The following is a 12,372-nucleotide window of genomic DNA, read 5'->3' on the forward strand; positions in this document are numbered from 1 at the left end:
CACGCCCGGCGTGCGCCCGCTTCAGGAGCGAATGATGCAAAGGCGCTTCAACCCGCTTGAGGCCGATGCCCGCTGGCAGGCCATCTGGGACGAACGGCAGAGTTTCCGCGCGAACGACGCGAGCGACAAGCCGCGATCCTATGTGCTGGAGATGTTCCCCTACCCGTCCGGCCGCATCCATATCGGCCATGTGCGCAATTATTCGATGGGCGACGTGCTGGCGCGCTTCCGCCGGATGACGGGGCATGAAGTGCTGCACCCGATGGGCTGGGACGCGTTCGGCATGCCCGCCGAAAATGCGGCGATGGAAAAGAAAGTGCATCCGGGCGATTGGACGCGCAGCAACATCGCGGCGATGCGCGCGCAGTTGAAGAAGCTGGGCTTCGCGCTGGACTGGAGCCGCGAACTGGCGACCTGCGAACCCGATTATTACGGGCATGAGCAGGCGCTGTTCCTCGACCTTTATGCCGCGGGGCTCGTCTATCGCAAGGAAAGTGCGGTAAACTGGGACCCGGTCGACATGACCGTGCTGGCGAACGAACAGGTGATCGACGGCAAAGGCTGGCGATCGGGCGCGCCGGTGGAGAAACGCAAGCTGAGCCAGTGGTTCCTCAAGATCACCGACTTTGCCGACGCGCTGCTCGATGGCCTTGGCACCTTGGAGCACTGGCCGGACAAGGTGCGGTTGATGCAGGAAAACTGGATCGGCAAGAGCCAGGGCCTGCAATTTAGCTTTGCGCTGGACCAGGCAGTCGCGGGGATCGAGCGGCTGGAAGTATTCTCCACCCGGCCCGACACGATTTTCGGCGCAAGTTTCGCGGCGATCGCCGCCGATCATCCGATCGCGCTGGCGCTGGCGCAGGACAATGCCGATCTGGCCGCCTTTGCCGACCAATGCCGCAAGTCCGGCACGGCGGCGGCTGAGATCGAGACGCAGGAGAAGCTGGGATACGACACCGGGCTGTCGGTGCTGCATCCCTTCGACCCGGCGATAAAGCTGCCGATGTTCGTCGCCAATTTCGTGCTGATGGATTATGGCACCGGCGCGGTGATGGGCGTACCCGCGCATGACCAGCGCGATCTCGATTTCGCGCGCAAATATATGCTGCCGGTGCCGCGCGTCGTCGCACCCGAAGGCGAAGCCGACGCCCCGATCCATGACGAGGCGTTCACCGGGGCGGGCAAACTGGTCAACAGCCGTTTCCTTGACGGGATGGGAATCGAGGCGGCGAAGGCCGAAGTAATCCGGCGCGCCGAAGCGGGCGGCTGGGGCAAGGGGACGACTGTCTGGCGACTGCGCGACTGGGGCGTGTCGCGGCAACGCTATTGGGGCACGCCGATCCCGATCATCCATTGCGACACCTGTGGCCCCGTCGGCGTGCCGAAGCACCAGTTGCCGATCGTGCTGCCGGAGGACATCAGCTTCGACATTCCCGGCAATCCGCTGGACCGGCACCCGACGTGGAAGCATGTCGATTGCCCGACCTGCGGCAAGCCTGCGCGGCGCGAGACCGACACGCTCGACACCTTCGTCGATTCAAGCTGGTACTTTATCCGCTTCGCCAGCCAGCCGAAGGACAGACCGTTCGACAAGGCGGAGGCCGAACGCTGGCTGCCGGTCGGGCAATATATTGGTGGCGTGGAACATGCGATCCTGCACCTGCTCTACGCGCGCTTCTGGACCCGCGCGCTGCGCCACATCGGCGCGCTGGACATCGCCGAGCCGTTCACCGGCCTGTTCACGCAGGGGATGGTGACGCATGAGACCTACAAGGCAGCGGACGGACGCTGGCTCAGCCCGCAGGATGTGCGCCGGGACGGTGACAGGGCGATCGTGATCGACACCGGTGAGGTGGCCACCATCGGCCGTGTCGAGAAAATGTCCAAGTCCAAGAAGAATGTCGTCGATCCCGACGACATCATCGCCCAATATGGCGCGGACGCGGTGCGGTGGTTCATGCTGTCGGACAGCCCGCCGGAGCGCGACCTGCCGTGGACGGAGAGCGGAATCGAGGGATCGTGGCGCTTCGTCAATCGCCTGTGGCGATTGTTCGGCCAGATCGACGCGGCCGCCGAGGGTATGGACAAGGCGCTCGACCGCAAGTTGCACCAGACGATCGACGGCGTGGCCCGCGATATCGAGGCACTGTCGTTCAACAAGGCCGTCGCCAAGATATACGAACTGACCAACGCGATCGAAAAGGCCGCTCCATCCGCGTCGCGCAACAGCGCGATCCGCACGCTGGCGCTGCTGGTCGCACCGATGACGCCGCATCTGGCCGAGGAAGCCTGGGCCGACATGGGCGGCGAAGGGCTGATCGCGGACGCGGCATGGCCCGCTGTCGATCCGGCCTTGCTGGTCGAGGATGAAGTGACGATCGCCTGTCAGGTGATGGGCAAATTGCGCGACACGATCACCGTGGCCAAGGGTACGCCGAAGGACGAGCTGGAGCGGCTGGCGCTCGCTGCGCCAAATGTGATGCGGACGTTGGACGGCGCGACCCCGAAGAAAGTGATCGTGGTGCCCGATCGCCTGGTCAATCTGGTGATATAAGTCCCCGTTCGGGCTGAGCGAAGTCGAAGCCCGCGCCTGAACGTCCGTGAAGGCCCTTCGCTACGCTCAGTGGAACCCTTCGACAAGCCTAGGGCGAACGGCTAGAGAGTCTTCTGATGAACCGCATGTTTCTCCCTCTCCTCGCCACAACGGCCTTCCTCTCCGCCTGCGGGCTGCGGCCCGTTTACAGCGGGGGAAGCACTGGCCCGGTGGCGCAGGCGCTGGCCAATGTCGAAGTGGCACCCATCGAGGGCAAGGCGGGATGGCTGGTCGGCAACGCGCTGCGCGACCGGCTGGTGCAGGGCGGCACCGGCCCGCGATACCGCCTGGTGGTGAGGCTGGACGACAGCATTCAGGGCTTTGGCGTACGCGCCGACGATGCCATCACCCGTGAGCGACGGACATTGCGCGCACGCTATCAATTGGTCGATACCGCCACCGGCACGCAGATGGTGGACGCAACGGCAGGATCGGACGCAGGCATCGACGTGTCCTCCAGCGAATATGCGACGATCGCGGCAGAGGACACCGCGCTCGAAAGATTGTCGCAAACGGTTGCGGACCAGATCATCGCGCGGCTTGCGCTATTTGCGTCCCAAGAGTCCGGCACCGCGGCCATACCGTCTTCCCGTGAAGGCCAATAAAGGCCAGATGGAGCGGGCGCTCGACGCGCCGCCCGCCGATATCCGCCTGTTTTTCCTCTACGGCCCGGACGAATCGGGCAGCATCGCGCTGGCCCGGCGGCTGGAGCGCGCGATGGGGCCGAATGCACAGCGCATCGACCTTGACGGTTCGGCGCTGAAGGCCGATCCCGCCCGGCTGGCCGACGAAGCGGCCTCGCTCTCCATGTTCGGCGATCGGCAATGGGTGCGCGTGACACCGCTGGGCGACGAGGCGCTGCCCGCCATCGAGGCGCTGTTGCAGGCCGAGCATGCGGGCAATCCGGTGGTGGCGATCGCCGGGGCGCTGAAAGCCACGTCGAAACTGGTGAAGCTCGCGCTCGATCACAAGGCGGCGATGGCCTGTATCAGCTATGTGCCCGAAGGGCGCGATGCCGACCAGATCGCCATCGGCATAGCCCGCGAGCTGGGCCTGCGCCTGCCGCATGAGCTGGCGCGGCGCATCAGCGACCTGACCGGCGGCGACCGCGCGCTGATGAACGGCGAAATCGAGAAGATCGCGCTGTTTCTGGATGCCGCGCCCGACCGACCGGTCGAAGCGACGGCCGAGGCGCTGAATGCGCTGTCCGCCGAATCGCTGGAGGAAGACATCGGCCCGCTGGTCAACGCCGTGCTCGGCGGCGACCTCAGGACCATGCACAGCGCGCTGGCCGGGCTGCGCGTGATGGGCACAAACATGGGCAGCATCCTGCGCCCGTTGCAGAATAGGGCCATGCTCATTGCTCAGATTCGCGCCGATTTCGACCGGTCGGGTCGGCTCGACGCCGCGATCGAGGGGGCCGGAAAGGCGATCTTCTGGAAAGACAAGGCTGTCGTCACCCGGCAGGTCAAGCTGTGGGATGCCGTCGGGATTGCGCGCGTGATCCAGCGGCTTGGTGCCGCGGAACGCGCCAGCCGGTCCAGCCGCAACGCAGGCGACGTAGTGGTGACGCAGGAACTGCTCACCATCGCGCGACAGGCGGCGCGCGAACGCACCGGGTAACGTTGCGTTTCTTTGGCGGGCCATTGGTAAGTACGGATTGCGCGCCTATCTTCTGACAAAAGCCACAAGGTGTCGCCGATTCCCGTTACTGCTCATATCCATGCGATCGGCACTGCCATTCCCGATCAGGACATCCACCAGGCGTTTATCGGCTGGGCGCGCGCGCAACTGGCCGATCCGCGTGAGGCGAAGCTGTTCGACCGGATGGCGCAACGCAGCGGCATCGCCCGTCGCTGGTCCATATTGCCCGACACCACCGGATCGCCGATCGACGCAGGCGGGTTCTACGCCGGTGATTGGCCGACGACGGCGCAGCGCATGGCCATCTATGCCGATGCCGCGCCCGCCCTCGCGCAGCGGGCGGTGGCGGCACTGGCGACGCAGGTGCCGATCGAGCGCATTACGCATCTGGTGCTGGCAAGCTGCACCGGCTTTACCGCGCCGGGCGTCGAGCAGGTGTTGGCGCAGCGCCTCGGCTTGTCAGCGTCGGTCGAGCGGCTGCTGGTCGGCTATATGGGCTGCTATGCCGCCGTCGCGGCGCTTCGGTCGGCGCGGCATATCATACGGTCTGAGCCGGATGCCCGGGTGCTGGTCGTCTGCGTGGAGCTGAGCACGCTCCATCTCCAGGCGGAAACCGCGATCGAGCCACTGCTCGCGATGCTGCAATTCGGTGATGGTGCCGCGGCGGCACTGGTGACGGCGGAGGCGAAGGGTCTCGCGATCGACAAACCCTTTTCCAAGACGCTTGCCGGCAGCGCCGACCTGATCCGCTGGGACCTGGGCGATCATGGCTTTGCCATGCACCTGTCGGGCGAAGTGCCCGGCGCGATCGCGACGGCGCTGGCCGATCCCGCCATGCTGCCGGTCGATCCCGCCAAGGTCGATGCCTGGGCCGTGCATGCGGGCGGGCGGTCGATCCTCGATGCCGTCGCCCACGCGCTCGCCTTGCCCCCGCATGCGCTCGATCACAGCCGTGCGGTGCTGGAAAGCTGCGGCAACATGTCGTCGGCCACCTTGATGTTCGTGCTGGCGCGGCTTCTGGCCGAACCGCCCCCCCATCATGGCCTGGCGCTGGCGTTCGGGCCGGGGCTGGCGGCGGAAGGCTTTTGCTTCAGCGGCGCGGACTGATGAGTCGCGACCTTTCCACGCGCGCGCTGGAAGAGGAGCAGATGGACGCCGAAACCCTGTCCCCTGTGGTCTATGCGCAGGTGCTGGCCGGGCTGGCGCGTATCAATACGGCAACGCTGACCGCGCGGCCGACGATCCGCTTTCTGAAGCGGGCCGCGACGGGGCCGTTCCGGCTGCTCGATGTCGGCTATGGCGATGGCGGCATGCTGCGCGCGATCTGGCGGTGGGCAGGCAAGCACGGGATCGCCTGCGATCTGGTGGGCATTGACCTCAATCCGCGCAGCGAAGCCGTGGCGCTGGCCCGGCATCCGGCACAAGCGCCGATCACCTATCGCACCGGCGACTATGCCGCGCTGGCCGATGAACCGTGGGATTTCATTATCTCCAGCCTTGTCACCCATCATATGGACGACCCGCAGCGGAGCGCCTTCCTACGTTTCATGGAAGCCACCGCGCGGCGCGGCTGGTTCGTCAACGACCTGCACCGTCACGCCCTCGCCTATCACGGCTATCCATGGGCCGCGCGGCTGCTGGGGGTGCATCGCATCGTGCGCGAGGACGGGCAATTGTCGATCGCGCGCAGCTTCCGCCCCGCCGAATGGCACGACATGCTGAACGCGGCGGAGCTGGACGGGATCGCCACGGTCGAACGCCTCTTCCCCTTCCGCCTGTGCGTGTCGCGCATCAAATGAGCAAGGCCCCGCCCGTCATCGTCGGTGGTGGACCCGCAGGTGCGGCGGCAGCCATCGCGCTCGCCCGATCGGGTGTGTGCGCGACGCTGCTGGAGCGGCTGGAGCGGATGGGCGACACCATCTGCGGCGGATTTCTAAGCTGGCGCACGGTCGAGCGGATCGCCGCGCTCGGGATCGATCCCGCCAGCCTTGGCGGGCACGATGTCCGCACGCTCGCGTTGTTCATCGGCGCGCGCGAATGGACGGCAGCTTTGCCTGCCCCGGCGATGGGCCTTTCCCGCATCCGCCTCGATTCGGCATTGCTGGATCATGCCGCGGCGCAGGGCGCCGACGTGCGGCGCGGCGTCGCGGTGCGGGCGGTCGAAGGCACCGACCTGACACTGGCGAGTGGCGCGACGCTGCAGCCCGAAAGCCTGTTCCTGGCCACCGGCAAGACCGACCTGCGGGGCGTGAACCGGGATCGCGGCGGCAGCGGCAGCGGCGCAGACCCCGAGCTCGGCCTGCGTCTGCGCCTGCCGCAAAGCGCGGCGCGTGCGCGGCTGATCGGCGGGCGAATCGAACTGCACCTGTTCGATCGCGGCTATCTGGGCCTGGTGTGTCAGGAGGATGGCAGCGTCAACGCCTGCATGGCGGTGCGCAAGAGCCGCCTTCAGGAAGCGGACGGCAAAGCCGACGACCTGTTCGCGCAACTGGCGATGGCATCCCCGGCGCTGGCCGACCGGCTGACCGACATGCCTTGCCGCGTGCGGATCGACGCGATCGGCAATGTGCCTTATGGATGGCGCGCGCGAGACACCCGCCCCGGCCTGTTCCGGCTGGGCGATCAGGCGGCGGTGATCCCCTCCGTTGCGGGCGAAGGTGTCGGCATCGCCCTCGCCAGCGCGCAAAGCGCCGTCGCGCACTGGCTGGAGAACGGCGCGGCAGGCGCGCGCCTCCACCAGCATGCATTTGCAGGCCGCGCCGCGATGCCACTGCTGCTGGCGGGGCTTGTGAAGGGACTGGGCAGCCGCCCCTCTCTCGCCCGTGCATTGATCGGGGTGCCCGGGGCTACCGACATCGTCGCCCGGCTGACGCGCCTTGGCTGACTTGATCCGGTCGCACTGCCGTACCATATTGCGGCCATGGAAAAGCTGCACCTGACCGACGCTGAATGGCGCCAGCGCCTGAGCCCCGAACAATATCATATCCTGCGCGAGGCAGGCACCGAACGCGCCTTCACCGGCGCGCTCAATGCCAACAAGAAAGACGGCGTCTATTATTGCGCAGGCTGCGGTGCGGAGCTTTTCGATGCGGCCGAAAAATATGACAGCGGATCAGGCTGGCCGAGCTTTACCGCGCCGGTGGATGCCGATGCCGTCGAGGAAGTCGAGGATGTGAGCCACGGCATGCGGCGGATCGAAGTGCGGTGCGCGACCTGCGACGGCCATCTGGGCCATGTATTCCCCGATGGTCCGGGCATCACGGGCATGCGCTATTGCATGAACAGCGCCAGCCTGGATTTCAAGCCGCGCGACGAAGGCGCCTGACCACCGTTCAGCCCCGATAAAGCCGCGCGCCCGCTTGTGGCGCGCTCGGTTAACGCGTATCCGGCATGGAACATGGCACGAGCGGGCAAGAGCAGGACATCAACCGCCGGTGGAGGCGGCACCGGCGCAACCATCAAACGCTGGCTGGTCCGCGGGCTGAAGGTCGGCGCGGTGGGCGCGGTCGCGGGGCTGATCGCTCTGGTCGTCGCGGTGTTCGTGGCGATGCAGTCGCTGCCCAATTACGAAGCGCTCAAATCCTCCCCCAATGGCCAGATGATCCGGGTGCACGCCGCCGACGGCAGCGTGATCGTGTCGCTGGGGCCAAGCTTTGGCCGCTGGCTGTCGTTCGACCAGATCCCGCGGGTGATGGTCGAGGCGATGGTCTCTGTCGAGGACCGGCGTTTCTATCATCACCCCGGCATCGACCCGATCGGCCTGACCCGCGCGGCGTGGTTTGCCCTTGAAAACCGGGGCACGGGGCGACGATTGCAGGGCGCATCCACGATCACGCAGCAGGTGACGCGCAACATCTTCCTCAACAACAGCTACACCTGGGGCCGCAAGGTCCGCGAGATGATCCTGGCGATGGCGCTGGAGCGGAAGTTTTCGAAACGCCAGATCCTGGAGCTGTATCTCAACAAGGTCTATTTCGGTGGCGGTGCTTATGGCGTGGACGCCGCGAGCCGCAAGTTCTTCGGCCATGCCGCGACCAGCCTCAGCCTGCCCGAAGCGGCGATCATCGCGGGTCTTGTCAAGGCACCGTCCAGCTATTCGCCGACCGCAGATGCCGACGCGGCGATCGGGCGGGCGGGCGTCGTGTTGGACGTGATGCGCGAAAACGGCGCGATCACCGCCGTGCAGCGTGCCGACGCGGACCTGAAGGGCGTGAAACTTGCCCCCGAAGCGCCGCAGAACAGCGTCCGCTATTTCACCGACTGGGCCCTGCCGCAGCTCGACACGCTGATCGACGAACCGGCCGAACCGCTCGAAGTGTGGACCACGATCGACCTTGCCATGCAGCGCGCGGCCACCGCCGCGATCAAGGCGAATGCGCCGCCGGGAACGCAGGGCGCCCTCGTGTCGGTCGATCGCGACGGCGCGGTGCGCGCGATGGTGGGCGGCAACGATTATGTCACGTCCAACTACAACCGCGCGACGCAGGCGGTGCGCCAGCCCGGTTCCGCCTTCAAACTGTTCGTCTACATGGCGGCGCTGGAGGCGGGTTATACCCCCGACACGGCGGTGAAGGACGAGCCGATCGACATCGACGGCTGGTCGCCGCGCAACAGCAACGGGCGCTTTTCCGGCGACATGGATATCCGCACGGCCTTCGCCTATTCGGTGAACACCGTCGCGGCGAAGCTCGGCATGGAAGTGGGCTTTCCGACGATCGCCGACATGGCCCGCCGTTTCGGCATATCGACGCCGGTCAACACCCACCCGTCGATGGTGCTGGGCACATCCGACGTGCGGCTGATCGACATGACGCGCGCCTTCGCCTCGGTCGCGCGCAAGGGGGTGGCGGTGACGCCTTATGGCATTACCAAGGTGACGACCGCCGACGGGCGGCTGCTGTACGAGCATGAGGACGACACCAGCCGTGTGCTGGTCGCCCCCTGGGTCGCGGCGGGGATCACCGACCTGCTCCAGACCGCCGTCAACACCGGCACCGGCCGCGCGGCCCAGATCGGCCGTCCGGTCGCGGGCAAGACAGGAACGACGAATAGCAACAAGGACGGCTGGTTCATGGGCTTTTCCAGCGGGCTGACCACGGGTGTCTGGATGGGCCGCGACAATGCCCGTGCGGTCGGCGGGCTTCAGGGCGGCCGCGCCCCGGCGCAGGCCTTCGCCCAATATATGAAAGCGGCGGTCGCCCAACGCCCGGTCGAGCCGTTCGAAACCCAGGTCACCTTGCCCGAATGGCAACTGGAGCCGGACGAGGAATCCTATTTCGGTGCGCCGGACAATGGATCGGGCATGTTCGTGGACGAGAACGGCATGCCGATCGAGCGCGAACCGCGCGACGGCGATGCGCGTGAACCGGCCCGGTCGCCGCGCGAGGAGCAAGGCGAGGATGTCGTTGCCCCGCCACGCATGGACCAGAACTGGATCGACAATGTGCTGGGCCGCGAGCGCCCGGCGCGGGAGCGGCCAAGGCCCGCGCCGCCACCACCCGGATGACGTTTATTCCAGGCTCTTGACCACCTGCTCGGTCACGTCCTTCGACAGACCCGGCGTCGCGAGGATGCGTTCCAGTTCCGCGCGCATCGCGCCGCCGCGCACGGCATCGAACCGGCGCCAGCGCCCCAGCGGCGGTACCAGGCGCGCCGCCGTCTGCGGGTTCAGGGAGTCGAGCGCGATCACGATGTCGGCCACCATGCGATATCCCGCACCGTCGCCCTGATGGAAACCCCACTGATTGGCCGCAAATGCACCATAGAGCGACCGTACCCGGTTGGGATTGGACAGGGTGAAATCCTTGTGCCGCCCCAGCGCATCGACGATCGCCAGCGTATCGGGATGAAAGGCGAGAGCCTGCGTCTGGAACCATTTGTCGAGCACCAGCGCATCGTCGGCATAGCGGTTGTAGAAGATGTCGAGCGCCGCCTCCCGATGGTCGCCTATGCCGCTGGCGAGGACGGCCAGGGCACCCTGGCGCTCGGTCATGTTGTCGGCGCGATCGAACTGCGCAAAGGCGATGGCGTCGGCATCCTTCGCGCCTGAAGCCGACAGGTAGAGCAGGGCAGTGTTGCGCAACTTGCGCGCGCCCTTGGCGGCGGACGACAGGGAAAAGCCATTGGCTTCCGTCCGCGCATGAAGCGCCCGCCATTCCTGCTCCAGCGTTGCGCCGATCTTTGCCTGCAACCGGTCGCGCGCCAGGTGGATGGCGTCGGGATCGACCAGCAACATCTGATCGCCGATATAGCTTTCGCTCGGCAGACGGATCGCTTCCGCAATGAAGGCGTCGTCGAGTTTGCTATCGGCGATCGTGTCCCGGATCGCTGCGATCACCGGCGTGTCGTCCATCGCCTGCCCCGCGACGGTGCCCACCAGCACATTGACCATCAACTGCTGCATCGCCTCATAACGGGCGAACGGGTCGTCGTCATGCGCGGACAGGAAGGCAAGATCGGCCTGGCTGCGGTCGCTGTCGATCACCACCGGCGCGGAAAAGCCCCGGTTGATCGAAAGAACGGGCGGCGCGGAGAATCCGGGGAAACGGAAGCTCTGTTCCGCCTGCGTCAGATGCAGCAATGCGTCGCCGTGGTGCCGCGCCGATGCGCGGTCGAACAGCGCGATGCGGATCGGCATCGCCATCGGCTTCTTGTCGGGCTGCCCCGGGGTCGGCGGCACCGCCTGCGACAGGGTGAGGATGGCTTCGCCGGTCGCAGCATCATGTGTCAGGGTCGCATTGATGCGCGGCGTTCCCGCCTGGCTATACCACAAGCGAAACTGCGTGAGGTCGATCCCGCCGCCGTCTTCCATCGCCTTGACGAAATCTTCGCAGGTCGCCGCCTGCCCGTCGTGCCGGTCGAAATACAGGTCGCTGCCCGCGCGGAACCGCTCAGGCCCCAGCAGCGTGTGCATCATGCGAATGACTTCGGCACCCTTGTTGTAGATGGTCGCCGTGTAGAAATTGGAAATCTCCATATAGGATTCGGGCCGCACCGGATGCGCGAGCGGACCTGAATCCTCCTGAAACTGCGCCGCGCGCAGGATGCGGACGTCGTCGATGCGCTTGACGGCGGGCGACCCCATGTCGGCGGAGAAGCTCTGGTCGCGAAAGACCGTGAACCCTTCCTTCAGCGAAAGCTGGAACCAGTCGCGGCAGGTGACGCGGTTGCCCGACCAGTTGTGGAAATATTCATGCGCGACCACGCCTTCCACCGCGTCATAATCCATGTCGGTCGCGGTTTCGGGATCGGCCAGGATGTAGCGCGAATTGAAGATGTTGAGGCCCTTGTTCTCCATCGCCCCGAAATTGAAATCGGCGACCGCGACGATGTTGAACGCCGCCAGGTCATATTCGCGGCCATAGACACGCTCGTCCCACGCCATCGAATCCTTCAGCGCCTTCATGGCATGGGCGGTGCGCGGCAGGTCCGCCGCCTTCACCCAGATGCCGAGCGACACCTTCCGCCCCGACATGGTGGTGAAGCCGTCGGCATTGCAGGCGAGATCGCCCGCGACCAGCGCGAAAAGATAGCAGGGCTTCGGGAAAGGATCGTTCCACTGCGCCCAGTGCCGTCCGTCCTCCAGATCGCCGGACGCCACCGGATCGCCATTGGCCAGCAGCACCGGATAAAGCGCCTTGTCCGCCGTCATCCGCACGCTGTAGCGCGACAGGACATCGGGGCGATCGGGGAAGAAAGTGATCCGGCGGAAACCCTCCGCCTCGCACTGGGTGCACAGCAACCCGCCCGAAGCGTACAGACCCATCAACTGCGTATTGGCGGCGGGCGCGATGGTAACCAGCGTCTCGACCGCGTGCGCATTGCCGGACAGGGGAATGACCAGCGCCGACCCATCCATCGACCACTGGTCGGGCGTCAGCGCAATGCCGTCGACGGTGATCGACAGCGGCACCAGCCCCTCACCGTCCAGCCGCAGCGGCTGGTCATGATCGCCATTGCGCGTCACCGCCAAAGTAGCGCGCACCTGCGTCGCATCGGCATCGAGCGCGAAATCGAGTGCGACATCGGGCACCAGCCACAGCGGGGCACGATAGTCGGAACGGCGGATGATCGCGGGGGCACCGGCCCCGGTGGTATGAATGTCGGCCATGTCCCCCTCCTATGCCGGTGCGTAG

The 12,372-nt window shown here is 66.3% G+C and carries 9 protein-coding genes; 8 read left to right on the forward strand and 1 reads right to left on the reverse strand.

All coding sequences use genetic code 11. From position 1 onward, the window contains the following. The first annotated feature begins 34 nt into the window (after nt 1-34). The 8 genes from leuS to ENE74_RS03215 all read left to right on the forward strand — a co-directional run bounded on the left by leuS (nt 35) and on the right by ENE74_RS03215 (nt 9,743). Nucleotides 35-2,554 carry a leucine--tRNA ligase gene (gene leuS / locus ENE74_RS03180; RefSeq protein WP_127689545.1) on the forward strand — a complete coding sequence of 840 codons (2,520 nt, stop codon included), beginning with the start codon at nt 35-37 and terminating at the stop codon, nt 2,552-2,554. 116 nt (nt 2,555-2,670) lie between these two features. Then, nucleotides 2,671-3,198 carry an LPS assembly lipoprotein LptE gene (gene lptE / locus ENE74_RS03185; RefSeq protein ID WP_127689169.1) on the forward strand — a complete coding sequence of 176 codons (528 nt, stop codon included), beginning with the start codon at nt 2,671-2,673 and terminating at the stop codon, nt 3,196-3,198. Continuing rightward, nucleotides 3,185-4,216 carry a DNA polymerase III subunit delta gene (holA, locus tag ENE74_RS03190; protein ID WP_127689170.1) on the forward strand — a complete coding sequence of 344 codons (1,032 nt, stop codon included), beginning with the start codon at nt 3,185-3,187 and terminating at the stop codon, nt 4,214-4,216. Before lptE ends, holA begins: the two co-directional genes overlap by 14 nt. A gap of 78 nt (nt 4,217-4,294) precedes the next feature. After that, entirely contained in the window at nt 4,295-5,344 is a 1,050-nt protein-coding gene (locus ENE74_RS03195; protein WP_127689546.1) for a type III polyketide synthase, read from the forward strand. Continuing rightward, the gene (locus ENE74_RS03200) at nt 5,344-6,036 is read left to right on the forward strand and encodes a methyltransferase domain-containing protein (RefSeq protein WP_206517627.1); all 693 of its coding nucleotides are present in this window, start codon (nt 5,344-5,346) and stop codon (nt 6,034-6,036) included. Before ENE74_RS03195 ends, ENE74_RS03200 begins: the two co-directional genes overlap by 1 nt. Beyond that, nucleotides 6,033-7,121 (forward strand): NAD(P)/FAD-dependent oxidoreductase, encoded by a 1,089-nt coding sequence (locus tag ENE74_RS03205; RefSeq protein WP_127689171.1) that lies wholly within the window; start codon nt 6,033-6,035, stop codon nt 7,119-7,121. Before ENE74_RS03200 ends, ENE74_RS03205 begins: the two co-directional genes overlap by 4 nt. 36 nt (nt 7,122-7,157) lie before the next feature. Next, nucleotides 7,158-7,562, forward strand: a complete 405-nt coding sequence (gene msrB, locus ENE74_RS03210; RefSeq protein WP_127689172.1) for a peptide-methionine (R)-S-oxide reductase MsrB — start codon at nt 7,158-7,160, stop codon at nt 7,560-7,562. Between the two features lie 72 nt (nt 7,563-7,634). After that, complete coding sequence (locus ENE74_RS03215) at nt 7,635-9,743, forward strand: transglycosylase domain-containing protein (protein ID WP_127689173.1); 2,109 nt, start codon at nt 7,635-7,637, stop codon at nt 9,741-9,743. A gap of 3 nt (nt 9,744-9,746) precedes the next feature. Here ENE74_RS03215 and pepN read toward each other — a convergent pair whose 3' ends face one another. After that, a complete protein-coding gene (gene pepN, locus ENE74_RS03220; RefSeq protein ID WP_127689174.1) occupies nt 9,747-12,347 on the reverse strand; it encodes an aminopeptidase N in 2,601 nt (866 codons plus the stop codon). Between the last annotated feature and the right edge of the window lie 25 nt (nt 12,348-12,372).

The organism is Sphingobium algorifonticola (assembly GCF_004005485.1).
Taxonomy (GTDB): Bacteria; Pseudomonadota; Alphaproteobacteria; order Sphingomonadales; family Sphingomonadaceae; genus Sphingobium; species Sphingobium algorifonticola.